Source organism: Enterobacter sp. N5-15 (assembly GCF_057221635.1).
Genome location: NZ_CM170150.1, coordinates 2165412 through 2189205 on the forward strand (window position 1 = coordinate 2165412; position 23794 = coordinate 2189205).

General features: G+C 55.1%; 22 protein-coding genes. 11 read left to right on the top strand and 11 right to left on the bottom strand.

Translation table 11 applies throughout. The annotated features are described in order from the left end of the window. Window positions 1-15 precede the first annotated feature (15 nt). On the top strand, window positions 16-3171 hold the full coding sequence (gene oqxB / locus AC2TE5_RS10355; protein ID WP_484613175.1) for a multidrug efflux RND transporter permease subunit OqxB: 3156 nt from the start codon (window positions 16-18) through the stop codon (window positions 3169-3171). A 67-nt stretch (window positions 3172-3238) separates the two neighbouring features. On the opposite strand, the gene oqxR is transcribed toward oqxB, so the two are convergent. The 3 genes from oqxR to AC2TE5_RS10370 all read right to left on the bottom strand — a co-directional run bounded on the left by oqxR (window position 3239) and on the right by AC2TE5_RS10370 (window position 5921). Next, window positions 3239-3718 carry an efflux pump transcriptional repressor OqxR gene (gene oqxR / locus AC2TE5_RS10360; RefSeq protein ID WP_025760257.1) on the bottom strand — a complete coding sequence of 160 codons (480 nt, stop codon included), beginning with the start codon at window positions 3716-3718 and terminating at the stop codon, window positions 3239-3241. Window positions 3719-3855: 137 nt separating this feature from the next. Further along, window positions 3856-5244, bottom strand: a complete 1389-nt coding sequence (locus AC2TE5_RS10365) for a sensor histidine kinase (protein ID WP_484613176.1) — start codon at window positions 5242-5244, stop codon at window positions 3856-3858. Beyond that, window positions 5244-5921 carry a response regulator gene (locus tag AC2TE5_RS10370; RefSeq protein WP_484613177.1) on the bottom strand — a complete coding sequence of 226 codons (678 nt, stop codon included), beginning with the start codon at window positions 5919-5921 and terminating at the stop codon, window positions 5244-5246. Before AC2TE5_RS10370 ends, AC2TE5_RS10365 begins: the two co-directional genes overlap by 1 nt. Window positions 5922-6124: 203 nt before the next feature. Between AC2TE5_RS10370 and AC2TE5_RS10375 the strand changes: the two genes are divergently transcribed. Further along, window positions 6125-6961, top strand: coding sequence for a MipA/OmpV family protein (locus tag AC2TE5_RS10375; RefSeq protein WP_484613178.1), 837 nt, complete (start codon window positions 6125-6127; stop codon window positions 6959-6961). Between the two features lie 123 nt (window positions 6962-7084). Here the strand turns inward: AC2TE5_RS10375 and AC2TE5_RS10380 are convergent, their stop codons facing one another. Beyond that, on the bottom strand, window positions 7085-7633 hold the full coding sequence (locus AC2TE5_RS10380; RefSeq protein ID WP_484613179.1) for a hypothetical protein: 549 nt from the start codon (window positions 7631-7633) through the stop codon (window positions 7085-7087). Between the two features lie 234 nt (window positions 7634-7867). On the opposite strand from AC2TE5_RS10380, the gene AC2TE5_RS10385 reads away from it, so the two are divergent. Continuing rightward, window positions 7868-8293: a VOC family protein gene (locus AC2TE5_RS10385; protein ID WP_484613180.1), complete on the top strand. Its 426-nt coding sequence runs from the start codon at window positions 7868-7870 to the stop codon at window positions 8291-8293. Window positions 8294-8596: 303 nt separating this feature from the next. Here the strand turns inward: AC2TE5_RS10385 and AC2TE5_RS10390 are convergent, their stop codons facing one another. Continuing rightward, a complete protein-coding gene (locus AC2TE5_RS10390) occupies window positions 8597-9364 on the bottom strand; it encodes a COG4705 family protein (protein ID WP_484613181.1) in 768 nt (255 codons plus the stop codon). 447 nt (window positions 9365-9811) lie between these two features. On the opposite strand from AC2TE5_RS10390, the gene AC2TE5_RS10395 reads away from it, so the two are divergent. Further along, on the top strand, window positions 9812-11527 hold the full coding sequence (locus tag AC2TE5_RS10395) for a SulP family inorganic anion transporter (RefSeq protein WP_484613182.1): 1716 nt from the start codon (window positions 9812-9814) through the stop codon (window positions 11525-11527). A gap of 43 nt (window positions 11528-11570) precedes the next feature. Here the strand turns inward: AC2TE5_RS10395 and dmsD are convergent, their stop codons facing one another. The 3 genes from dmsD to AC2TE5_RS10410 form a co-directional block, all read right to left on the bottom strand. Beyond that, window positions 11571-12185: a Tat proofreading chaperone DmsD gene (dmsD, locus tag AC2TE5_RS10400; RefSeq protein WP_484613183.1), complete on the bottom strand. Its 615-nt coding sequence runs from the start codon at window positions 12183-12185 to the stop codon at window positions 11571-11573. A gap of 93 nt (window positions 12186-12278) precedes the next feature. Continuing rightward, entirely contained in the window at window positions 12279-14717 is a 2439-nt protein-coding gene (gene ynfE / locus AC2TE5_RS10405; RefSeq protein ID WP_484613184.1) for a selenate/tellurate reductase subunit YnfE, read from the bottom strand. Between the two features lie 131 nt (window positions 14718-14848). After that, on the bottom strand, window positions 14849-15115 hold the full coding sequence (locus AC2TE5_RS10410; protein WP_193939747.1) for a DUF1161 domain-containing protein: 267 nt from the start codon (window positions 15113-15115) through the stop codon (window positions 14849-14851). 104 nt (window positions 15116-15219) lie between these two features. Between AC2TE5_RS10410 and AC2TE5_RS10415 the strand changes: the two genes are divergently transcribed. Then, window positions 15220-15930, top strand: coding sequence for a YnfC family lipoprotein (locus AC2TE5_RS10415; protein ID WP_213329456.1), 711 nt, complete (start codon window positions 15220-15222; stop codon window positions 15928-15930). A gap of 17 nt (window positions 15931-15947) precedes the next feature. Here AC2TE5_RS10415 and speG read toward each other — a convergent pair whose 3' ends face one another. Together speG and AC2TE5_RS10425 are read right to left on the bottom strand one after the other, a co-directional pair. Further along, window positions 15948-16508, bottom strand: a complete 561-nt coding sequence (gene speG / locus AC2TE5_RS10420) for a spermidine N1-acetyltransferase (protein ID WP_484613185.1) — start codon at window positions 16506-16508, stop codon at window positions 15948-15950. Further along, window positions 16508-16846, bottom strand: coding sequence for a DUF1283 family protein (locus AC2TE5_RS10425; protein WP_023311550.1), 339 nt, complete (start codon window positions 16844-16846; stop codon window positions 16508-16510). The genes speG and AC2TE5_RS10425 overlap by 1 nt, the downstream gene beginning before the upstream one ends. A 153-nt stretch (window positions 16847-16999) precedes the next feature. Here AC2TE5_RS10425 and AC2TE5_RS10430 point away from each other — a divergent pair, with 153 nt between their 5' ends. The 5 genes from AC2TE5_RS10430 (at window position 17000) to AC2TE5_RS10450 (ending at window position 22811) form a co-directional block, all read left to right on the top strand. Continuing rightward, the gene (locus AC2TE5_RS10430) at window positions 17000-17326 is read left to right on the top strand and encodes a YnfA family protein (RefSeq protein ID WP_032657499.1); all 327 of its coding nucleotides are present in this window, start codon (window positions 17000-17002) and stop codon (window positions 17324-17326) included. Window positions 17327-17437: 111 nt separating this feature from the next. Beyond that, window positions 17438-18652 (top strand): D-mannonate dehydratase ManD, encoded by a 1215-nt coding sequence (manD, locus tag AC2TE5_RS10435; RefSeq protein WP_063145672.1) that lies wholly within the window; start codon window positions 17438-17440, stop codon window positions 18650-18652. A gap of 14 nt (window positions 18653-18666) precedes the next feature. Next, a complete protein-coding gene (locus AC2TE5_RS10440; protein WP_484613186.1) occupies window positions 18667-19686 on the top strand; it encodes a Zn-dependent oxidoreductase in 1020 nt (339 codons plus the stop codon). Between the two features lie 72 nt (window positions 19687-19758). Continuing rightward, a complete protein-coding gene (locus tag AC2TE5_RS10445) occupies window positions 19759-21126 on the top strand; it encodes an MFS transporter (protein ID WP_339277512.1) in 1368 nt (455 codons plus the stop codon). Between the two features lie 221 nt (window positions 21127-21347). Then, complete coding sequence (locus tag AC2TE5_RS10450; RefSeq protein WP_484613187.1) at window positions 21348-22811, top strand: mannitol dehydrogenase family protein; 1464 nt, start codon at window positions 21348-21350, stop codon at window positions 22809-22811. Window positions 22812-22854: 43 nt separating this feature from the next. Here the strand turns inward: AC2TE5_RS10450 and ydfZ are convergent, their stop codons facing one another. Further along, the gene (gene ydfZ, locus AC2TE5_RS10455; RefSeq protein ID WP_014883679.1) at window positions 22855-23058 is read right to left on the bottom strand and encodes a putative selenium delivery protein YdfZ; all 204 of its coding nucleotides are present in this window, start codon (window positions 23056-23058) and stop codon (window positions 22855-22857) included. A gap of 286 nt (window positions 23059-23344) precedes the next feature. Here ydfZ and AC2TE5_RS10460 point away from each other — a divergent pair, with 286 nt between their 5' ends. After that, entirely contained in the window at window positions 23345-23776 is a 432-nt protein-coding gene (locus tag AC2TE5_RS10460) for a universal stress protein (protein ID WP_023335546.1), read from the top strand. Window positions 23777-23794 lie beyond the last annotated feature (18 nt).

Sequence of the window (23794 nt, forward strand, 5' to 3'; positions counted from 1 at the left end):
CTGAGAATCCAACCCATGGACTTTTCCCGCTTTTTCATCGACAGGCCGATTTTTGCCGCGGTCCTGTCGATTCTGATTTTTATCACAGGGTTAATCGCCATCCCGCTGCTGCCGGTGAGCGAATACCCTGACGTCGTGCCGCCAAGCGTGCAGGTGCGCGCGGAGTACCCGGGCGCCAACCCGAAAGTGATTGCCGAGACCGTGGCGACGCCGCTGGAAGAGGCGATCAACGGCGTTGAGAACATGATGTACATGAAGTCCGTCGCGGGTTCCGATGGCGTGCTGGTGACCACCGTCACCTTCCGTCCGGGAACCGACCCGGATCAGGCGCAGGTTCAGGTGCAAAACCGCGTCGCGCAGGCCGAAGCGCGTCTGCCGGAAGACGTGCGGCGTTTGGGCATTACCACCCAGAAGCAGTCCCCGACGCTGACGCTAGTGGTGCATCTGTTTTCGCCTAACGGCAAGTACGACTCCCTGTATATGCGTAACTACGCCACGCTGAAGGTGAAGGACGAGCTGGCGCGCCTGCCCGGCGTCGGCCAGATCCAGATTTTCGGCTCGGGTGAATACGCGATGCGCGTCTGGCTGGATCCCAACAAGGTGGCGGCCCGCAGGCTGACCGCGTCGGATGTGGTCACGGCGATGCAGGAGCAGAACGTACAGGTGTCCGCCGGGCAGCTTGGCGCCGAGCCGCTGCCGAAAGAGAGCGATTTCCTGATCTCCATTAACGCCCAGGGGCGTCTGCATACCGAAGAAGAGTTTGGCAATATTGTCCTGAAAACGACGCAGGACGGTACGGTCGTCCGCCTGCGCGACGTGGCGCGCATCGAAATGGGGTCCGGCAGCTATGCGCTGCGTTCGCAGCTGAACAATAAAGACGCGGTCGGGATTGGTATCTTCCAGTCTCCTGGGGCAAACGCCATCGATTTGTCTAACGCGGTGCGCGCGAAAATGGACGAACTGTCCACGCGCTTCCCGGCGGACATGAAGTGGGCGGCACCTTACGATCCGACCGTTTTCGTGCGCGACTCCATCCGTGCGGTGGTGCAGACGCTGCTGGAAGCGGTGGTGCTGGTGGTGCTGGTGGTGATCCTGTTCCTGCAAACCTGGCGCGCGTCGATCATTCCGCTGATCGCGGTGCCGGTGTCGGTGGTAGGTACCTTCAGCATTCTCTACCTGCTGGGCTTCTCGCTGAATACCCTGAGCTTGTTCGGACTGGTGCTGGCCATCGGTATCGTGGTGGACGACGCCATCGTGGTGGTGGAAAACGTCGAGCGAAACATAGAAGAGGGGCTTGCTCCGCTTGCGGCGGCGCATCAGGCGATGCGCGAAGTGTCCGGGCCGATCATCGCGATTGCGCTGGTGCTGTGCGCGGTGTTTGTGCCGATGGCGTTTCTCTCGGGCGTTACCGGGCAGTTCTACAAGCAGTTTGCGGTGACGATCGCGATTTCCACGGTCATCTCCGCCATTAACTCGCTGACGCTCTCTCCGGCGCTGGCGGCACTGCTGTTAAAACCGCACGGCGCGCCGAAAGATTTCCCGACCCGGCTTATCGATCGTCTGTTCGGCTGGATTTTCCGTCCGTTTAACCGCTTTTTCCACCGCAGCTCGAACGGTTATCAGGGGCTGGTGGGCAAAACGCTGGGACGACGCGGCTCGGTATTTGTGGTGTATCTGCTGCTGCTCTGTGCCGCAGGCGTCATGTTTAAAGCGGTGCCCGGCGGGTTTATTCCGACGCAGGATAAGCTGTACCTGATTGGCGGCGTGAAAATGCCGGAAGGTTCGTCGCTGGCGCGCACCGATGCGGTGATCCGCAAAATGAGCGAAATCGGGATGAATACCGAAGGCGTGGACTACGCGGTTGCGTTCCCGGGGCTGAACGCGCTGCAGTTCACCAACACGCCGAATACCGGGACGGTGTTCTTCGGCCTGAAGCCGTTCGACCAGCGTAAACATACTGCGGCGGAAATAAACGCTGAGATTAACGCGAAGATCGCGCAAATTCAGGAAGGTTTTGGCTTCTCCATTCTGCCGCCGCCGATTTTAGGGCTGGGTCAGGGGTCGGGCTATTCCCTGTACATTCAGGATCGCGGCGGTCTGGGGTATGGCGCGCTGCAAAATGCGGTAAACACCATGTCCGGGGCGATTATGCAGACGCCGGGAATGCACTTCCCGATCTCAACCTACCAGGCTAACGTTCCGCAGCTGGACGTGCAGGTAGACCGTGATAAGGCGAAAGCGCAGGGCGTATTGCTGACCGATCTTTTCGGTACGCTGCAAACCTATCTGGGCTCGTCGTACGTGAACGACTTCAACCAGTTCGGGCGTACCTGGCGCGTGATGGCGCAGGCCGACGGTCAGTTCCGCGACAGCGTGGAAGACATTGCGAATCTGCGCACCCGTAACAGCCAGGGCGAAATGGTGCCGATTGGCAGCATGGTGAAAATCACGACCACCTACGGGCCGGATCCGGTGATTCGCTACAACGGCTACCCGGCAGCGGATCTGATTGGCGATGCCGACCCGCGCGTGCTCTCGTCCTCGCAGGCGATGGCGCAGCTGGACGGAATGTCGAAGCAGATCCTGCCGAACGGGATGAACATTGAATGGACGGACCTAAGCTTCCAGCAGGCCACGCAGGGCAACACGGCGCTGATCGTCTTCCCGGTTGCGGTGCTGCTGGCGTTCCTGGTGCTGGCGGCGCTGTATGAAAGCTGGACGCTGCCGCTGGCGGTGATCCTCATCGTGCCGATGACCATGCTCTCCGCGCTGTTTGGCGTCTGGCTGACCGGTGGCGATAATAACGTGTTCGTGCAGGTAGGGCTGGTGGTACTGATGGGGCTGGCGTGTAAAAACGCGATTCTTATCGTGGAGTTTGCCCGCGAGCTGGAAATTCAGGGCAAAGGCATTATGGAAGCCGCGCTGGAGGCGTGCCGCCTGCGTTTACGCCCGATTGTAATGACCTCCATCGCCTTTATTGCCGGGACCATTCCGCTGATCCTCGGCCACGGCGCGGGCGCAGAAGTGCGCGGCGTTACCGGGATCACGGTCTTTTCCGGGATGCTGGGCGTAACGCTGTTTGGTCTGTTCCTGACGCCGGTGTTTTACGTGACGCTGCGTAAGTTCGTGACGCGCGGGAAAAAAGAGGAAAGGGACGTTCTGCCCGCATAGGGACGTTGCCGATAATAAAAAACCGCCTTCACAGTGAAGGCGGTTTTTTTTCGCATCAGGGAAAACGTTACGACGTTTTTTGATACTGGGCAATAAGGTCGGGGAGCGGATCCCATCCGCTGCTGTCGGCGTTTTTAACCGCCTCCAGGGCGCTTGCCACGGTATGGCGAGCCAGCACCGCTAACGACGCCTGCTCAGCTTCTTCGGAGATAGACTTGAAGTACCAGCAGGCGTTAGCGCTGACCACGCAGCGGGCCGGTACGTCAGGGCGCGACGCCCACAGCTTTTTATCTTCGATGACCGAAAGGTAGATGTCGCGCAGGGTGATCTCTTCCGGCGGGCGACCAAGATGAATTGAGCCGTTACGGCCAAGCGTTGAGACGATAATGCCGTCACGCGTCAGCGGAACCATCAATTTGCGGATGAAGCTCGGGTTCGCTTCCAGACCGTAGGCCAGAATCGCACTCGTCGAACGTTCACCCAATTGCTCCGCCATCGCTACGCTGAGAACCATCTGCAAAGCTGTCGGGAAGCGGTAATCTAACATTTTTGTATCCTGGGTTGCGGTGAATCTTGTTCTTTTTGGCACCGCAGAGGTGAATAAGCAATAAACAACAATATAACAAATACGGTAATTATTTTGAAGCAATCTGCGGCATTTGCGATCAAACACCCCGTTCTGGTTTAGCTAAACGTGCGGTCCGGGAAGTCAACCGTCACCATCAGGCCACCTTCTGCAGAAGTACTCAGGTTTACGCTGCTGCTGTGCTGCTGCGCCACCGCTTTGACGATGGCAAGCCCCAGCCCGCTGCCGCTTTGCACCTGATTAGGATCGCGGAAAAACCGGTCGAACACGCGCTCCCGCAGCTCAGCCGGAATACCGGGCCCTGCATCTGAAACGCGAAGCCGCGCGAAGTTCTCTAACGTGCGGACATCAACCTGAATCCGCCCGCCCTCGGGACTGTACTTCACGGCGTTCTCAATGAGGTTATCAATGAGCGACACCAGGCGTTCCCTGACGCCTGGGACCCAGATTTCATCCTCGGCGAAAAATTCCAGTTCAATCCTGCGTGCAGACGCCAGCGGCTCCAGCTCGGCCATTCGCTCCTGAATGAGCGTCGTTAGCGGCACGGGCTCCAGGTCCGTATCAAGGCGCGCTTCACTGTGCATCATCAGCAGCAGCTGGTTGACGAGGCGCGCAGCGCGGCTGTTGCTGCGAATCACCCCCGCCAGCAGCTCCTGCTGGCTCTCGCTGATGACCCAGGACTGCAGCGCTTCCACGTTGATGCGCATCGCTGCGAGGGGAGTACGCAGCTCGTGTGCGGCATCCGCAATGAAAACCCGTTCCCTTTCCGCGCTTTCACGCACCCTGGCAAGGAAGTCGTTGATCGCGTCCACCATCTGGCGAAGCTCCCTGTGCCTGGGAACGGCTTTTAAGGGAGAGAGATCGTCAGGCGTGCGTAACGTAATTTCATTGACCACCTTGTTCCAGGGGCGCATCGCAATGCGGATTGACAGCCACGCGGGAAACAGCAGAAAAGGGAAGCAGACCAGCAGCGGCAGGATGTAGTAGCCGCGCGAGTTCAGGTAGATAAAGAAGTTCCAGCCGCTGGCAGGGGTGAAAAGGGTAACCTCCACGTCGGAGTGAGGGGATTTGAGGGTGCGGCTGGTCCAGACGCGGCCTTCACTCTGCACATGTTCCATTTCCCCCAGCCGGGTGTTTGTTACCCCTGCGGGCGCTCCCTGTGATGAAAATATAACGGCATTATTCTTGCGAACGATGAGGTTAATCGACAGCACGGGATCTTCCCCGCCGCCATAGCCCTCACGCAGCGCCTTGCTGAAGGATTCCAGCACTGCGGTGCGATCCTGCGGGTGTTCGTCCATCCGCTCGACCAGGGTAAAAAGGGTGTCGTAGGTATTACTGCCCGTGAGGATGGGAGGACTGCGCAGGTCCTCCCAAAGAATGAAGGTTACAAAAAGACACCACAGCAGGGTAAGCAGCAGCATCTGGGCGATGATAATTCGCCGTACCAGCGTTGGTCGCCTCAGGTGATACCAGATGTTTCGCATTAACCGGTCACCTTCTGGACTGAGACGGTATCAATGACATACCCGACGCCCCGCACCGTTCGCACATAGCCGTCGCCGATCTTTCGCCGCAAATTTCCCATATGCACGTCGAGCGCGTTGCTGAGATTCTCTTTGTTGCCGAATATCCGTTCTTCCAGAAACCGTCGCGTAATTACGCGGTCCGCGCGCATCATCAGCGTTTCTAGCAGCGCATATTCACTCGCCGTCAGGTCTACGTGGCGCGCGCTCACCGTTACGCGACGCGTCGGGACATGAAGCGATAGGCCTCGAATTTCTATCGCCTCATTCTCGAAACCGTAGCTGCGCCGCGCCAGGGCTCTGACTCGCGCAAGCAGCTCGGCGAGAATAAAAGGTTTGACGAGATAGTCGTCCGCACCGGCATCCAGCCCGCAAAGCCGATCCTGCAGCGTGCCTCGCGCCGTCAGGATGATGACCGGGATCCCCTTGAGCTGCTGACGCAAACGCGTCATCAGGCTCATGCCGTCGCCGTCGGGCAGCCCCAGGTCGAGCAAAATAAGTTCCGGCACGCAGACGTCCAGCTGATGCAGCGCATCCTCTTTACGGCGAACCCATATGACGTCAAAACCTTGATCTGAGAGGGCAATACGTACGCCATTGCCGAGATCCAGGTCGTCTTCGATTAGTAGTATTTTCACACTGGTAACTGTATCAACCGTGAATGAAGAACATCTTAAGAAAAAAACGGTATCAGGAAACCTGTCCGGTTTACAGCACCTGCTCGCGCTTCAGTATTTCTTCATTTTCGGCTCATCAGAACCTTAGGGTCGGTATTCAGAATGGGCGTTCTGGCGGTTAACCGCATGCATCGTCATCATTTGAATCCAAAAGGGCTTCTGTAATGAGAAACATCGAACTGCGTCATACGTTCCCCCATTTACTCTCGGGCCGCAGCCTGAAAAACATCGTGCCGGGCGTCGTTCTGGCGTTACTGGCCACACCCGTACTGGCGGCAGAACAGAGCCAGGGTAACGTCATAACCCTGGGGGGCGGCGTGGACGTCGCGCCACGCTACTCGGGTTCAGATAAAACCCGCGTCAGCGCGGCTCAGGTGGTGGATTACGCCATGGCCAATGGTTTTTTTATCGGCACCACGCGGGGTATCGGTTACGGCAACAACATCGGCAACCTGGACTACAGCGCCGCGCTGAGCTATCGAATTGGCCGTAAAGATAAAGACGTGAGCAGCGATTCGATCAGCTCCGGCAGCGACGAGCTGCGGGGGATGGGCGAGATAAAAGGCTCGGCAATCGTTGTGCCCGGGCTGGAGTACAAGGTGACCGACTGGCTTCATCTGCAGCTGCAGGCAGAGGTATCGGTTTCTGAGAGGGACAACGGTGAAGCGGTGCATTTCGGCATTTCCAGCCCGTTCTATACCTCACCAAAAAATGAGGTGGCGCTGTCGCTGACCGGCAGTTGGGGATCCGACAAGTATATGCAGACCTACTACGGGGTCAGCGCCGCTCAGTCGAGCGCATCGGGATTTGCCCGACATGACGCCGGGGCGGGGATTTATGCATATTCAATGAATCTGGACTGGACCCACAAGCTCACCTCGCGCTGGAGCGTGCTTGCCTCAGCGGGCGTTACGCAGCTCACGGGGGATGCGGGGGATAGCCCCATTGTGCAACGCAAAACATCACCCACGGGAAGTTTGAAGGTGACGTACAGTTTCTGATCGTTGGCTGCGGTGGCTTAACGTTGTGAGCGCGCACCAGCGGTAATTTAAGCCGCTCCGGTTGAGATGGCGGGGCGGTTCCCTTTGCAGACAGTTACAGCACTGCACAGGTGGTTGACGGATTTATCTAAAGCTCCATTGTGCCGTAATGACAAACACGGAAGGTATGATAATACCCACATCCATTCCAAAATAAGACGTAAAATTATACTGGAATCCATGATATATGTAAGGAGAGAACCCTATCCCTGTTACTTTTTTAAAATCATGGTATGAACCATGGTCGCCACAATCATCGAAAGTATCAAAGAAAAATTCACCTACATATCCATAGATTCCTTTAAAAACCCAACCGTTATCCCATCCAGCCCAGTCTCTTCTAACCCCAGCAGCCAGGCATCTGTCATTAAAGCTGTTTTTCATTGTGCCTAGCACAAGACTGTATTTCGACGTATCCGAGAATTTTCTCTCCACGGAAACAAACTTATTTTCAAAGTTCTCCGTGTATTGTCCGTGATTATGCGTCAGATGATAAACGTATGATCCAGTGTTTATTGAATACAGATTTATTTCGTCTGCAGAGCAATGCAACGTAAAAAGATAAAAACTTCCGCACCACAGCCATGTGGGGCATCTTTTCCGAACTGTCTGCTTATGTGGAATATTATCCATATTCGCTCACTTTGGCTAACGTACTGAAAATATAAGGACTGTTCTTCGGTCTTCAGCTGGATAAATTTTAGCATACATACGGAAACTTGAGGTCTTCACGTCACGGGTTGGGGGGGAGATGACCTTACAGAACAGGTTCTGCAATGGTCAAAAGCAGCCTTTTTATGGCCCCTTGAATCATAGCCTCTGAGGTATAATCGCTTTTCAGATAAACGGCAAAGAGGATGTGACAAGATGCTGACTTATATCACTATAGGTACAAATGACCTTCAGCGCGCCGTGGCGTTTTATGACGCTATTTTTAGCGTGCTTGGCTATTCACGTTTGCCTGCCTGGACCGAGGACTGGGCAATGTGGGGAGATGAAAATAATCCGGATGAGGGCTTCAGCTTCTGTATTTGCCCTCCTTTTGACGGGCATCCCGCAACGGCGGGAAACGGAACCATGTTCGCATTCCGTGCAGATAGCGCGGACCTTGTCAGACGGTTCCATGCCGCAGGCCTACTTGCGGGAGGAAAGAATGAAGGCGCGCCAGGGACACGAACCGCGTACGGCCCCGATTTTTATGTTGCCTATCTGCGCGATCCTGACGGGCATAAGCTGGCATGCGTTTTCCAGCATTATTCTCCTGAAGCCGATACGTTCACGGACGAAGAATAGTCACTTTCCCTATTAAATTTTAGGGTTTTGAGCGTTTTCAAAACGTAGCAGTGAAATTCGGCGCTTCTGGGGCACATTTCAAATGAAAGAGTTAAGCCACTATTTGTTTTAAATAATGCACAATGTCATAGCAAAGGTCCGGATTAATAAAGAGAACAAACAGTGCTAACACCATTTGTAGTATTAGTAATAACTTCATCGCTAGCGCTCCGGCAGTAGAGACGTAGGGAGAAAATTAGCTGCAACCCGTTCAAGAGCTAAAAGAATCATAAACCCCGGATGCTTAATCCGGGGAATCTACGATTATTTTTCCAGCGCATCCATCTTGTGACGAAAGGTCAGGTAGCCGATCAAGCTTATAATGATCAATAAAAAGATAACGCTGGTGCCGGTTGTGCCCAATCCAAAACCTCCATTCTCTTCCGATTGAGAAAGTAAATCACCACAGGAAGCCCCGAATGGGCGTGTAAGAATATAGGCGACCCAGAAGCACGTGATGCTGTTTGCTCTAAAGCGATAAAAAGCAATTGCTGTTAATCCTATACCGGCACCGAATAGCGCTGCGGCATTCATGTAACCAAGATCTAAGCCCTCCGATAGCCAGTCGCCAGCTGCGGTTCCCAACGAAAAGGTAAAGAGGATGGCCACCCAGTAAAAAATCTCGCGCTTACGGGTTGTAATACTATGGATAGAGAGCGTGTGTTCTTCGTTATACCAGAGCACAAAGGTCAGAATCAACAGTGCACCAAACACGCCTGAGGACAAAGAAAGAGGTACGGCAAAATGGTCGGTCAAATTATCGGTTACCAGCGTACCGAATACACTTATTAGTAGCACTGTCGTCCAGTAAATAGACGGGATATAGCGGGTGGTGCGCAGTTGGGTTACCAGTGAAATGATAAATAACACGAAGGTTAGCAGTGTGGTGTAAGTCAGTCCCCAGCCGAGATCCATATTCAGAAAATCGGCAGCTGTTTCGCCAACAGTTGTAGACATCATTTTGATAAGCCAGAAGAAAAGCGTAACTTCTGGGACTTTATTGAGCCAGGTATTCTTTGGGTTGGTTATCATTTTGGCGCCCTTTGCCATAGTGTGATTATTTCACACTAACGTGGCTAACTTAGCTGTACCTTAGGGAGACATTTTTTTTCAAGTCATCGTAGTCTTTGTCCTGTTTGCAAAAAGCTTTGATTTTTAATCTCTTGCATACAAGGAAGTACAAATGATGAACAGTTTTGACTTGCATCTAACACCGAACCACAAACCTGTCAGATCCTCGGCTGCCTGTCTGCTGGTAACCGATCTCTCACCAGTGTGTAGCACTGCAGCATGTGAAAGGGCCCACTCCTGCTAAGCGGTCGTTTTTGAACTATGTTTAACACCAGTCAGAATAATAAATAGTTGAACTGTTATTAAATTCTGAACAGTGGCGGTCTTAATCCGGAGCATTTGAAAGCCAGAACCTCACTGAGAAGTGTGCCAACATAACGCGGGTAATATTTATATCCGGAGAATAACGTGTTCGGAAAAGTTTTATTAAACTACATGCCAGGTTTACAAAATTTGTTAGCCTACGACAAAAGCTGGCTAAAACAGGATGTTAAAGCCGGGTTATCCGTTGCGGCTGTCGCGCTACCCGTTGCTATTGCGTATGCTGAGCTGGCAGGTGTTGGGGCAATAGTGGGGCTGTATTCCTGCGTTTTACCGATGATAGCGTATGCGCTGTTTGGTTCTTCACGTCAGCTTATTGTTGGCCCTGATGCTACGACCTGCGCGGTGATTGCGGCCGTCGTGTTTCCTCTTTCTGCAGGTAATCCCGAACTGCACTGGCAACTAACAATCATCATGACGTTGATGATGGGCGGATGGTGCCTGCTTGCCAGTAAATTTCGCCTGGGCGCACTTGCCGATCTGCTTTCTCATCCCATTCTTACGGGTTTGCTTAATGGCGTAGCCGTGACGATTATTGTCGGGCAATTAGGCAAGGTTTTTGGCATCAAGCTAGATGAAGCGCAGGTTATTGAGAAAATAATGGCCTTGCCAGGCCGACTTTCAGACAGCCATTTATTAACGATAGGGATATCACTTATAACGTTAATTATTTTAATCGTTATCAAAACGTATCGCAGCCACTGGCCAGCACCGTTGATTGCCATTGTGCTGACAACGGTTCTGGTGTGGGGAACATCTGCGCAACAGTATGGTATCGCCACGATTGGGGGGGATGGCTTCCAGCCGGGTTTACCCGTCGTTAACTGGGGAGCGTTCCAGCCCGGTCCGATGCGTGATTTAGTGATCCCGGCGCTGAACCTGGCCTTAGTCAGTTTTGTCAGCCTGATGCTGACCGCCCGCAGTTTTGCCGCTAAAAATGGCTATGAAATCAATGCTGATGCAGAGTTCAGAGCGCTGGGTATTGCGAACATTATGTCTGGGTTATCTCAGGGGTTTGCTATCAGTGGAGCCGATTCCCGGACCGCGGTTAATGATTCAGTGGGTGGGAAAAGTCAGCTGGTTTCCATCGTTGCGGCCTTACTCATCGGTATCGTCGTGGTGTTTTTCACTCAGCCATTACAATTTATTCCGGTATCTGCATTAGGTATTGTTCTAATGTATGCCTCGTGGTCATTAATTGATTTACGCGGGCTATGGAATCTGAGGCGCAGAAATAAACAGGCATTTCGCCTGGCCTTCTTCACGTTTGGCTGTGTGTTAATTATCGGCGTTATCCAGGGGATTGGCCTTGCGGTGCTGCTTGGGCTACTACAGTTCCTTCGTACAGTGTTTCGTCCCTCTGAGCACTTGCTGGGCACTGACGAAGATGGAATGATTCACTCATTAGGCAATACAACCGATATTAAAATGGTCCCGGGCGTGCTGATGTATCGATTTAACTCACCGTTGACCTATTTTAATGTGGCTTATTTTAAACGTCGGGTATTGAACCTGGTTGATGGTGCGGCATTACAACCTAAATGGGTGGTCATTGATGCCGTTGCTTGCTTCACCTATTCAGACATCAGCGTTCTGGCAACCATTAATGAGTTAAAGCGTGACCTGAAGGGGCGACAGATTAAATTAATCCTTGCGGGCAGGAAAACGGAATTAACGCGCTGGTTTAAAGAGAGTCGGCCAACGATGAATGAGGATGACATGATTCTGGCGCCAGACCTCTATCTCGCACTTCGGTTCATTCAGAGTAAAGAGAGTGCGAGTGAATCAGGTGGAGAGGCATAAGAAGTTAAAGGCTTGCCCGCCACTCGCGAGCAAGCCTCCCGCCTTAGCGATACAGCGTCTTTTCCGCAATCGGAATAAGCAGCCCGGATCGCCAGTCCGCGAGCGTCAGCTGCGCAAGCCTGCCCAGCGCGGTATAAAACGGATGCCCTGCGTTGTCGACAAACACCGACAGGAAACGGGTGCTCCACGGCAGCAGGTGCCACGCCAGGAGCTGAGCGCACTCCGCTTCGCGGCCATTCTCGGCCAGCCATGCTGCCAGCAGCAGCAGCGTACCAAAGTGATCTTCCGGCTCGTTCTGCTGCATCTCAAAAGTGATATTGTTCTCCCGCATCCACTGGCGCAGCGCGAGGGTCGAGTCGCCAAACAGCACGGATTCGCGGTCAAGCCAGACGGATCCCCACGGCGGGGCGGGCAGGGCGTAAGGGCCAATAAACAGCCGTTGCCAGGCGTCCGTCAGCGGCTCTTCGGAAGATGAGGCAAACGTATCGGCAATGGGCAGCAGCGTTTCCGAAGGCAGGGGCCAGTCCTGAACCCATTCGCCAGCGGTGAGCGCTTTCACCAGCGGCGCGGCCTGCTCGCTGTCGGGAGCGAAGTAAAACAGCGCGCCCAGCACCCGGGCGCTGAACGCGAACGATTCACGATGTGAGACGTCTTTCATTAAACCTTCCTTGCTCGCGCGGATGACGTCCGCGCGACTGTGTTAACCGATAATACTGACCATAGAATAAACCAGGGTCTCGCGTTTCACTCTCTATACCTTCTCAATCTGCACCAGATTGGTATGCTGCGGGTTGCCTTTTGCCAGCGGAGAAGGTCGATGGGTCGTCAGCGTGTTGATGCATGAGCCGTGGTCGATACGATCGCCACTCATATTGGCATCGTGCCAGGCACCCTGGCCCATGGCGCTCACGCCGGGCATGATGCGTGGCGTCACTTTCGCTTCAATTCGCACCTCGCCGCGGCTATTAAAGACGCGCACCGTATCGCCGTTCTTAATGCCGCGTTTTTCGGCATCGACAGGATTAAGCCAGACCTCCTGACGGCAGGCCGCTTTCAGCACGTCGACGTTACCGTAGCTCGAGTGGGTACGGGCTTTGAAGTGGAAGCCGAACAGCTGCAGCGGGAACTGCGCGCGCTCGGGCGCATCCCAGCCGTCAAAGGTCGATGCGTAGACGGGCAGAGGGCTGATGGTCTCATCTTTTGCCAGCTCCCAGGTGGCCGCAATCTCCGCTAGCTTGCTGGAGTAAATTTCAATCTTGCCCGATGGCGTTTTCAGCGGATTGGCTTCCGGGTTCTCGCGGAATTTTTTATAGGCCACAAAGTGTCCGTTAGGATCTTTGCGCTTATAAATGCCCATTTTTTTCAGCTCGTCATAGGACGGCAGCATAGGGTCTTTTTCGAGCATTTTGGCATACAGGAACTGGAGCCACTGTTCCTGCGTGCGTCCTTCGGTGAATTTCTGATGGATATCCGGCCCGAGGCGTTTCGCCACTTCGCTCATGATCCAGTAGATAGGCTTACGCTCGAACTTCGGCGCGGTCACGGGCTGGAGGAAAATCAGGTAGCCCATGTTGCCCGCATAATCGTTAGGAATGATGTCTTCCTGCTCGACGGTCATCAGGTCCGGCAGCACGATATCGGCGTACTTCGCTGACGAGGTCATGAAGTTGTCGATGACGACAATCATTTCGCACTTGCTTTCATCCTGCAGGATATCGTGGGTTTTATTGATATCGGAGTGCTGGTTGATGATGGTATTACCCGCATAGTTCCAGATGAACTTAATCGGCACGTCCAGCTTATCTTTCCCACGCACGCCGTCGCGCAGGGCGGTCATCTCCGGCCCGCGGGCAATGGCGTCCGTCCAGCTGAAGCAGGAGATTTGCGTTTTGACCGGGTTATCCGGCAGCGGCATACGCTCGATGGTGATGGTATACGTTGATTCACGCGCGCCGCTGTTACCGCCGTTGATCCCCACGTTTCCGGTCAGAATAGGCAGCATGGCGATGGCGCGGGACGTCAGCTCGCCGTTTGCCTGGCGCTGCGGTCCCCAGCCCTGGCAGATGTAGGCTGGTTTTGCGGAGCCGATTTCGCGGGCAAGCTTGACGATACGATCCGCCGGAATGCCGGTGATGCGTGAGGCCCACTCCGGCGTTTTCTCCGTGTGGTCATCGCCCTGGCCGAGAATGTACGCTTTGTAGTGCGCGTTAGCGGGCGCGCCTTCCGGCAGCGTTTTTTCGTCGTAGCCAACGCAGTATTTATCAAGAAACGGCTGGTCGACCAGGTTTTCGTCGATTAATACCCAGGCAATACCCGCCACCAGTGCGGCATCGGTACCCGGACGGATCGGGATCCACTCATCTTCGCGTCCGGCTGCCGTATCGGTATAGCGCGGGTCGATAACGATCATTCGCGCGTTGGACCGCTCGCGAGCCTGCTCCAGATAATACGTAATCCCACCGCCGCTCATGCGCGTTTCCGCCGGATTATTGCCGAACATCACCACCAGTTTGGTGTTTTCAATATCCGAGGTGCTGTTCCCGTCGTTGCTACCGTAGGTGTAAGGCATCGCGCAGGCGATTTGCGCCGTGCTGTAGGTGCCGTAGTGGCTCAGGAAACCACCGTAGCAGTTCATCAGGCGCGCCACCAGCGAAGCGTAAGGGGAGGAGCGGGTGATATTGCCGCCGACAATGCCGGAGGAGTAGTTAATATACACCGCTTCGTTGCCGTATTTGTCGACCACATCTTTCAGGCTGGCGGTGATAGCGTTCAGCGCTTCATCCCAAGTGATGCGCTCAAACTTGCCCTCACCGCGCTTGCCCATGCGTTTCATCGGGTAGTTCAGACGGTCGGGGTGATTGATCCGACGGCGAATTGAACGTCCGCGCAGGCAGGCGCGCACCTGATGGTTACCGTAAATATCCTCGCCGGTGTTATCCGTTTCGACCCAGTACACTTCGTCGTCGCGGACGTGCAGACGCAGCGCGCAGCGGCTGCCGCAGTTGACCGAGCAGGCGCCCCACACCACTTTATCTTCAGCAGGCTGAACGTCATCCTTCACCGCGGCGGCGGCGCTTTTTAAACCAAAAGGAAGCGAGATCCCGCCAGCGGCAAGCGCCAGAGAACCTATAGCCGTAGATTTCACGAGAGTTCGACGGCTAATTCCGCCGTAATGTTCAGTATCGGACATGGCTCACCCCATCATTATAATTGCGTATTATTTTTCCCGAAATGATAACCGGGCTAATGATGGGGTGAGTGTTACTTATTTGGAGGTATTAGATCTTAATCCTCATCAAATCAAAAGGGATTGAGGGTAAATTACTGAGCTTCAGCAGCCCCGCTGCCTGTACGGGTGTACAAAATTTTAAACGTGTCGTTGGCGCAGTGGCCCACTACCTGCGTGCCCGCCTGGTCGGCCTGGTCGTTCGGCACAATGCTCAGCGTAAAACCTGACTCAGGTACGCCGTTGTTGATAATCTTCTGCTGAATGTCGCTTTTCACGCGTTCGCAGGAATCCGGTGCCGCCAGCGCGGCCGTTGAGGCAGTCATTAACAGCAGGGCGGTAATCCAGGGTAACCGTTTCATCTCTTGCTCCTTTTCTCTGTGTAGAGATTAATTTTAGCAGGCTTCGTGTAAACAACTGTATTTGCTAATATGATTGGGAATAATCTCCCTTTACGGTAATAAATGTGAAGAAATACGCAGCGATAACGCTACTGGCAGCAACACTGGTGGGGTGCGACAACAGCTCCGCGCCGCTGTCGTTTACGCCCGAGATGGCGAGTTTTTCAAACGAGTTTGATTTTGATCCTCTGCGCGGCCCGGTCAAAGACTTTACCCAGACGCTGTTCAACGAGAAGGGCGAAGTGTCCAAACGGGTCACCGGCACCGTGTCGGCGGAAGGGTGTTTCGATACGCTGGAGCTGCACGACCTGGAGGCCAACACCGGCGTGGCGCTGGTGCTGGATGCCAATTACTACCTTGATGCGGAAACCCAGCAGCGCAAAGTGAAGCTGCAGGGGAAATGCCAGCTGGCCGAACTGCCGTCAGCCGGGGTGACGTGGGATACCGACGACAACGGTTTTGTGGTGGCGGCGCACGGCAAAGAGATGGAAGTGAAGTATCGCTACGATGCGGATGGCTACCCGCTGGGCAAAACCACCGTCTCCGGGGATCAGCACCTGTCCGTCCAGTCGACGCCGTCTAAAGATGTTCGCAAAAGGATGGATTACTCGGCGGTGAGCATGCTCAATGATAAGCCGATGGGCAACGTGAAGCAGAGCTGCGATTACGATCGACACAATAATCCGGTGAGCTGCGATCTTACGATCACCGACGACAGCGTGAAACCTGCCGTTGAGCACAAGTACACCATCAAAAACACGATTGAATACTACTGAGAATAAAACCGCGCAGGTTACTGCGCGGTCGGTTTCAGCAGGCTGGTGCCTGACGGCTTGTGCCCGGCCAGATGCTGATGCTGGAAGATGCACATGCGAATGGTATTGCGGTATTCACCGTTGATAAAGAATTCGTGAACCAGCTCGCCTTCCACCATAAAGCCCAGCTTGCGGTAGATATGGATCGCTTTCTCGTTCTCTTTGTCCACAATCAGATAGAGCTTGTAGAGATTCAGAACGTTGAACCCGTAATCCATTGCCAGCTTCGCTGCCCGTGAGGCAAGGCCTTTTCCCTGATGCTCCGGGGAAATAATGATCTGAAACTCCGCCCGACGGTGAACATGGTTGATTTCAACCAGCTCCACAAGACCGGCTTTTTCGCCTTCACACTCCACCACAAAACGACGTTCACTCTGATCGTGAATGTGCTTATCGTAGAGATCCGATAACTCAACAAAGGCCTCGTAAGGCTCTTCGAACCAGTAGCGCATCACGCTGGCATTGTTGTCGAGCTGGTGGACGAAGCGCAGGTCTTCACGCTCCAGCGGACGGAGTTTAATGTCGCAGGGCGCCGACATTACGGGGCTACCGTGCGGCCAGTGCGGCGATCCAGGCAGCGCAGGGTGTTTGGCTCCCAGTAGGCATTGACGTTTGCACTTTGCTGACACTTATCGCGCGCGTCAAAAGCGACATCTTCTTTGTCCCACTCTTTTTCAGCACGTTTGTTGACTTTGTGACGAAGGCTGCGGGTGTCATTCCATTGTTCTTTGTCCATGGCGGCGTTCTGGCGGCTTTGCGCGCTGTCACCAGACTCAATAATGAGCTTGCTGGTTTCCGCTGTCGCAGAGGCGGCAAAGGCGAACGATGACAGCGCCAGCAGGGCTGTCAGACAAAGGCGTTTGCTTAATGTGGTCATAGCGTTTCCTTATTAAATGGGTGCAGATAATCAAGTTACCCCGAACAGATTCTACACCAAAGAGAAATGACGGCATACCCGCGAAGCAAGTATGGAAAAGTAAAGGACATTATCGGGTATGATGTCTAAATAGATCCTCACCTGACGTTAACTATGCTCAAAACGACGCTGCTTTTTTTTGCTACCGCGCTATGCGAAATCATCGGCTGCTTCCTGCCGTGGCTCTGGCTGAAGAAGGGAGGATCCGTATTGCTGCTCATCCCGGCAAGCGTCGCGCTGGCCCTGTTTGTCTGGCTGTTAACGCTGCATCCGGCTGCCAGCGGCCGCGTCTACGCCGCATACGGTGGTGTCTATGTCTGTACCGCGCTGCTGTGGTTACGCGTGGTGGACGGCGTCAAACTTAGCGCGTACGACTGGGCCGGCGCGCTGGTTGCCCTGTGCGGTATGCTGATCATTGTGGCGGGATGGGGGCGCGCCTGAGCCCCCGGGTTTTGTGATCGCTAGCTGATTTTATGATCATTATACTTGTATGGTAGTAGGGTTGGTGGGTAAATTTCCAGCATCACAACGAACGATGTAAGGAAAGGAACTATGAAGATTGTCGCGGCTGACGTGTTTGTTACCTGCCCGGGGCGGAACTTTGTCACCCTTAAAATCACCACCGATGAGGGGATTGTTGGCCTCGGTGACGCTACGCTGAACGGACGCGAGCTCTCCGTTGCCTCGTACCTCAAGGATCACCTTTGCCCCCAGCTGATTGGCCGCGATGCGCACCGCATCGAAGACATCTGGCAGTTTTTCTATAAGGGCGCCTACTGGCGTCGCGGCCCGGTCACCATGTCGGCCATCTCCGCCGTGGACATGGCGCTGTGGGACATCAAAGCCAAAGCGGCCAACATGCCGCTCTACCAGCTGCTGGGCGGCGCATCCCGTGAAGGGGTGATGGTCTATTGCCACACCACCGGACACACGATTGACGACGTGCTGGAGGACTACGCCCGTCATAAAGAGATGGGCTTTAAGGCGATCCGCGTCCAGTGCGGCGTGCCGGGCATGAAAACCACCTACGGCATGGCCAAAGGGAAGGGGCTGGCCTACGAGCCTGCGACCAAAGGCGACTGGCCGGAAGAGCAGCTGTGGTCCACCGAAAAATACCTCGATTTCACCCCGAAGCTGTTCGACGCGGTGCGCAGTAAATTCGGCTTTAATGAACATCTCCTGCACGACATGCACCACCGCCTGACGCCAATCGAAGCGGCGCGCTTCGGCAAGAGCATCGAAGAATTCCGCATGTTCTGGATGGAAGACCCAACGCCTGCGGAAAACCAGGCCTGCTTCCGCCTGATCCGCCAGCATACCGTCACGCCTATTGCGGTGGGGGAAGTGTTTAACAGCATCTGGGACTGCAAGCAGCTCATCGAAGAGCAGCTCATCGACTACATTCGCACCACCATTACCCACGCGGGCGGGATCACCGGGATGCGTCGCATCGCGGACTTTGCCTCGCTCTACCAGGTGCGCACCGGCTCGCACGGCCCGTCAGATCTCTCGCCCGTCTGCCACGCCGCCGCGCTGCATTTCGACCTGTGGGTGCCAAACTTTGGCGTCCAGGAATATATGGGCTATTCCGAACAGATGCTGGAAGTCTTCCCGCACAGCTGGCGCTTTGATAACGGCTATATGCATCCGGGCGACAAGCCGGGGCTCGGCATCGAGTTTGATGAAAAACTGGCGGCGAAATACCCCTACGATCCGGCCTATCTGCCGGTGGCCCGTCTTGAAGACGGCACGCTGTGGAACTGGTAAACGAGGAGCGAACGATGAAAAGCGTAGTGATTCAACAGCCGAACGAACTGGTGATTGAAGAGCGGCCACGCCCGGAGCCAGGCGCAGGCGAAGTCCGCGTCAAAATCACGCTGGCGGGGATCTGCGGTTCGGACAGCCACATCTATCGCGGCCATAATCCGTTTGCGAAGTATCCACGCACGATCGGTCACGAGTTCTTTGGCGTGATTGACGCCGTGGGCGAGGGCGTAGACAGCGCCCGTCTGGGCCAGCGCGTCTCGGTTGATCCGGTGATCAGCTGTGGACACTGCTACCCGTGTTCCGTCGGAAAACCGAACGTCTGCACCTCGCTGGTGGTGCTGGGCGTACACCGCGACGGGGGCTTCAGCGAATATGCGGCAGTGCCCGCTAAAAATGCCTGGCCTATCCCGGATGACATTCCGGATAAACACGCCGTCATGGTGGAGCCCTTCACCATCGCCGCCAACGTGACGGGTCAGGCCAACCCTACCGAGCAGGACGTTGCGCTGATTTACGGCGCTGGCCCGATGGGGCTGGTCACCGTGCAGGCGCTGAAAGGCGTCTATAAGGTGAAGCAGGTTGTCGTGGTTGACCGCATTGATGAACGCCTGAAAATGGCCCAGCGCAGCGGCGCGGACTGGGTGTTGAATAACGGCGAGCACTCGTTGCAGGCCGCGCTGGACGAAAAGGGCATCAAACCGACGTTAATCATTGATGCCGCCTGTCATCCGGCGATTTTGCAGGAAGCGATAACCCTGGCCTCTCCGGCGGCGCGCATCGTGCTGATGGGCTTCTCCAGCGAGCCGAGCCAGATTGTTCAGCAGGGCATCACGGGCAAAGAGCTGGCGATCTTCTCCTCGCGCCTTAATGCCAATAAATTCCCGGTCGTCATCGACTGGCTGAAGAAGGGGCTGATCGACCCGGAAAAACTGATCACCCATACCTTTGACTATCACCATGTAACAGACGCCATTGAACTGTTTGAGAAAGACCAGCGGCAGTGCTGCAAAGTCTTGCTCACGTTCGGCCAATAATCATTTACGCGGTTAAGAGCCTGCGCAGACAGGCTCTGGTGGTACGCATCTTACCTTTTAGAGATAGCCATTATGACGCAAGCACAACCTCAAAGAACCACCTCCGACCTGGTGAAAGCCGCCGTATCCGGCTGGCTGGGCACCGCCCTGGAGTTTATGGACTTTCAGCTTTACTCGCTGGGGGCCGCCCTGGTCTTCCATGAGATCTTCTTCCCTGAACAGTCAGCCGCGATGGCGCTGATCCTCGCGATGGGGACCTACGGCGCAGGCTACATAGCACGTATTGTCGGCGCCTTTATCTTCGGCAGAATGGGCGACAGCATTGGTCGTAAGAAGGTGTTGTTTATCACCATCACCATGATGGGGATCTGCACCACGCTGATTGGCGTCCTGCCAACCTATGCCCAGATCGGGATTTTTGCCCCGGTTCTGCTGGTGACGCTGCGCATTATTCAGGGGCTCGGGGCCGGGGCGGAGATTTCCGGTGCCGGGACCATGCTGGCGGAGTACGCGCCGAAAGGCAAACGCGGCATCATCTCCTCGCTGGTGGCGATGGGCACTAACTGCGGAACGCTGAGCGCCACGGCGATCTGGGCGGTGATGTTCTTTGCCCTCGATCGTGAAGAGCTGATTGCCTGGGGCTGGCGCGTGCCGTTCCTCGCCAGCGTCGTGGTGATGATCTTCGCCATCTGGCTGCGTATGAACCTGAAAGAGAGCCCGGTGTTTGAGAAAGTGAACGATGCACAAACCGTGCAGCCGGACACATCGCTGGGTTCAATGGTGAAAAGTAAATCCTTCTGGCTGGCGACGGGCCTGCGGTTTGGTCAGGCGGGCAACTCGGGTCTGATCCAGACGTTCCTTGCCGGGTATCTGGTCCAGACGCTGCTGTTCGATAAAGCCATCCCTACCGATGCGCTGATGATAAGCTCCATTCTCGGGTTTATCTCCATTCCGCTGCTGGGCTGGCTTTCCGATAAAGTGGGACGCCGTCTGCCGTACATTATCCTCAATATCTCCGCCATTCTTCTCGCGTACCCGATGCTGTCGATCATCGTCGATAAGAGCTATGCGCCGGGGACAATCATGCTCTCTATCATCGTTATCCATAACTTCGCCGTGCTGGGGCTGTTTGCGCTGGAAAATATCACCATGGCGGAGATGTTTGGCTCGCGAAATCGCTTTACCCGTATGGCTATCTCGAAAGAGGCGGGCGGTCTGGTGGCGGTGGGCTTTGGTCCGGTGCTGGCAGGGATCTTCTGCAATATGACCGGCTCCTGGTGGCCGATTGTCGCCATGCTGGTGGCGTATTCCGTGATTGGGCTGATCTCGGCGATCCTGATGCCGGAAGTGCGCGACCGTGATTTGAGCGCCGCGCAAGACGCAGCGGAATCCGCCCCAGAAGAAAGTGTGGGTTACGGCGCGATCTCTTCGCGACGCTAATGGTTTATAGCTTTCGTGACTTATCACACAACTTTATGTTTATGTCACACCACATGAGCAAAAGTTAATATAAATCAAAATCTCAAACGGCAGTATCAGTATGGTTGATGGCAGTTATTTTTTTTACCCCAACTGCCATTCTAGTTGGTGTAGTCAGCAGGCGCTGCCGCTTCAGAAGGAGCGGCAGCGATCCACAGCTTTCTAATTAACGAGTCTTAATCATGGAAAACACCTTATTACAGGCCAACGCGACGCTGCCTCATTACGATCGCGACAGCCTTAAAGCACGCATTGTACATTTAGGCTTCGGCGCATTTCACCGCGCGCATCAGGCGGTGTATGCCGACATTCTCGCGGCCGAGCACGGCAGCGACTGGGGCTACTGTGAGGTTAACCTGATTGGCGGCGAGCAGCAGATTGCCGATCTGAACGCGCAGGATAATCTTTATACCGTGGCGGAGATGTCTGCCGATGCATGGACATCCCGCGTGGTTGGCGTGGTCAAAAAGGCCCTCCATGCGCAGGTTGACGGGCTGGAGACCGTGCTGGCAGCGATGTGTGAACCTCAGGTGGCGATTGTCTCGCTGACCATCACCGAGAAAGGGTACTGCCACTCACCGGCGACGGGGCAACTGATGCTCGATCACCCGTTTATCCTCGCCGACCTGCAAAACCCGCACCAGCCGAAATCTGCGCCGGGCGTGGTGGTGGAAGCGCTGGCGCGTCGCAAAGCGGCGGGTCTGCCTGCGTTTAGCGTGATGTCCTGCGACAACATGCCGGAGAACGGCCACGTGATGCGCAATGTGACCTGCGCGTACGCCCGGGCGGTAGACGGTGAGCTGGCGGACTGGATCGAGGCTAACGTTACCTTCCCGTCAACCATGGTGGACCGCATCGTGCCGGCGGTCACTCCCGATACGCTGGATAAAATCGAGCAGCTGACGGGCGTGCGTGACCCGGCGGCTGTAGCCTGTGAACCGTTCCGCCAGTGGGTAATCGAAGACAACTTTGTGGCAGGACGTCCCGAGTGGGAAAAAGCCGGCGCCGAGCTGGTGTCAGACGTGATCCCGTTTGAAGAGATGAAGCTGCGCATGCTCAACGGCAGCCACTCGTTCCTGGCGTACCTGGGCTACCTGGCCGGATACCAGCATATCAACGACTGTATGGAAGATGAAAACTACCGCCTCGCCGCGCACGCGCTGATGCTTAACGAGCAGGCACCCACGCTGAAAGTGAAGGGCGTTGATTTAGGCCGCTATGCCGATCTCCTGATTGCCCGTTACAGCAACCCGGCCCTACGCCATCGGACATGGCAAATCGCGATGGACGGCAGCCAGAAGCTCCCGCAGCGTATGCTGGACTCCGTGCGCTGGCACCTGGTGCATCAGAAACCTTTCCCACTGCTGGCGCTGGGTGTGGCTGGGTGGATGCGTTATGTCGGCGGCGTGGATGAGCAGGGTAACGCCATTGACGTGAGCGATCCGCAGCTGGCGGTGATTCAGGCGGCGGTGAAGGGAAGTGCGGAAGGGGAAAGTCGGGTTAACGCGCTGCTCGGCATTGAGGCCATCTTTGGTAAAGAGTTACCGCAGGAGCCGCGCTTCGTTGCTGCGGTGATGACCGCGTACCGGTCGTTGCTGCAACAGGGCGCGAAAGCAACCGTGGCGCAGTACGCGTCCCTACGGTAATTCAGCACATGCCGCCGTGCGCGGCGGCATGTCTGCTCACAGCTTAGTGCATCCCCAGGCGAATCAGCTCAATCGGCTCGAACTTACCTTCGCATCCTTCCACTTCAACCGTTTTGCTGCGGCGCACCTGCGCGGCATCCAGCCCGTCGCTGTGGATCGCTTTTATCACGCCAGTTTTGCCTGTGCCGCTAATCATGACGCGGCTGCCGGTGGTGATTGCATTGCGGTTACGGTCGTATGTCATCATGGTATATTCTCCTCTCTAACCTGTTCGTTACGGCGCTATTTCAGGTTTGCCGTTCACGGGGCATATAAATACGCCTGTCCGCACCACATGTTTTTGTTTTTGATCAAACTCACACTTTTTTCTTTATTTAGTCGGGCGCTGACGGTTCAGGACGGTAATTTACAAAGCAGACCGTTATTTTCATTAACTGATAGTTTCGACAGGGAAGCGTTGAGGGTTGGTTTATATTCCTGATGTCATTCTGGGTGCAGGAAATAACCCTTCATCGGAATAAGGAGTCAGGCTTATGTATAAGAGCATTTTGATGCCTGTAGACGTGTTTGAAATGGATTTGAGCGACAAAGCGGTTCGCCACGCGGCAAACCTGGCGAAGGCAGAGGGCGCGTCGATTACCCTGGTCAACATTCTGCCAGCCAGCAGCCGGTCTCTGCTGCGCGGGTTCAACGCCGATATTAAAAAGTTTGAAGAGTATATGACCGCAGAATCCGGCAAGAAAATGAACGAGTTAAAAAGACTGTTCGATATTGCCCCTGAGAATATTCACAGCATGGTGCGTTTTGGCAACGTCCGCGATGAAATTATCAAGCTGAGCAAGGAGGGGGAATATGATGCGATAGTCATCGGGTCGAAAAATCCGAGCATCTCTACCCATCTGCTGGGTTCAAACGCGGAATCTATTCTGCGCTACGCCACGATCCCGGTGTTAGTCGTGCGCTAATCACGCCGCCGCACCCGA

Coding starts and splice junctions, on each gene's coding strand:
- AC2TE5_RS10375 (WP_484613178.1), top strand. CDS start 6,125: ATGAGAAACATCGAACTGCGTCATACGTTCCCCCATTTACTCTCGGGC.
- AC2TE5_RS10450 (WP_484613187.1), top strand. CDS start 21,348: ATGGAAAACACCTTATTACAGGCCAACGCGACGCTGCCTCATTACGAT.
- AC2TE5_RS10425 (WP_023311550.1), bottom strand. CDS start 16,846: ATGACCACATTAAGCAAACGCCTTTGTCTGACAGCCCTGCTGGCGCTG.
- AC2TE5_RS10390 (WP_484613181.1), bottom strand. CDS start 9,364: ATGATAACCAACCCAAAGAATACCTGGCTCAATAAAGTCCCAGAAGTT.
- AC2TE5_RS10440 (WP_484613186.1), top strand. CDS start 18,667: ATGAAAAGCGTAGTGATTCAACAGCCGAACGAACTGGTGATTGAAGAG.
- dmsD (WP_484613183.1), bottom strand. CDS start 12,185: ATGAAAGACGTCTCACATCGTGAATCGTTCGCGTTCAGCGCCCGGGTG.
- ynfE (WP_484613184.1), bottom strand. CDS start 14,717: ATGTCCGATACTGAACATTACGGCGGAATTAGCCGTCGAACTCTCGTG.
- AC2TE5_RS10430 (WP_032657499.1), top strand. CDS start 17,000: ATGCTCAAAACGACGCTGCTTTTTTTTGCTACCGCGCTATGCGAAATC.
- oqxR (WP_025760257.1), bottom strand. CDS start 3,718: ATGTTAGATTACCGCTTCCCGACAGCTTTGCAGATGGTTCTCAGCGTA.
- AC2TE5_RS10365 (WP_484613176.1), bottom strand. CDS start 5,244: ATGCGAAACATCTGGTATCACCTGAGGCGACCAACGCTGGTACGGCGA.
- AC2TE5_RS10445 (WP_339277512.1), top strand. CDS start 19,759: ATGACGCAAGCACAACCTCAAAGAACCACCTCCGACCTGGTGAAAGCC.
- oqxB (WP_484613175.1), top strand. CDS start 16: ATGGACTTTTCCCGCTTTTTCATCGACAGGCCGATTTTTGCCGCGGTC.
- ydfZ (WP_014883679.1), bottom strand. CDS start 23,058: ATGATGACATACGACCGTAACCGCAATGCAATCACCACCGGCAGCCGC.
- AC2TE5_RS10410 (WP_193939747.1), bottom strand. CDS start 15,115: ATGAAACGGTTACCCTGGATTACCGCCCTGCTGTTAATGACTGCCTCA.
- AC2TE5_RS10385 (WP_484613180.1), top strand. CDS start 7,868: ATGCTGACTTATATCACTATAGGTACAAATGACCTTCAGCGCGCCGTG.
- AC2TE5_RS10460 (WP_023335546.1), top strand. CDS start 23,345: ATGTATAAGAGCATTTTGATGCCTGTAGACGTGTTTGAAATGGATTTG.
- AC2TE5_RS10380 (WP_484613179.1), bottom strand. CDS start 7,633: ATGGATAATATTCCACATAAGCAGACAGTTCGGAAAAGATGCCCCACA.
- speG (WP_484613185.1), bottom strand. CDS start 16,508: ATGTCGGCGCCCTGCGACATTAAACTCCGTCCGCTGGAGCGTGAAGAC.
- manD (WP_063145672.1), top strand. CDS start 17,438: ATGAAGATTGTCGCGGCTGACGTGTTTGTTACCTGCCCGGGGCGGAAC.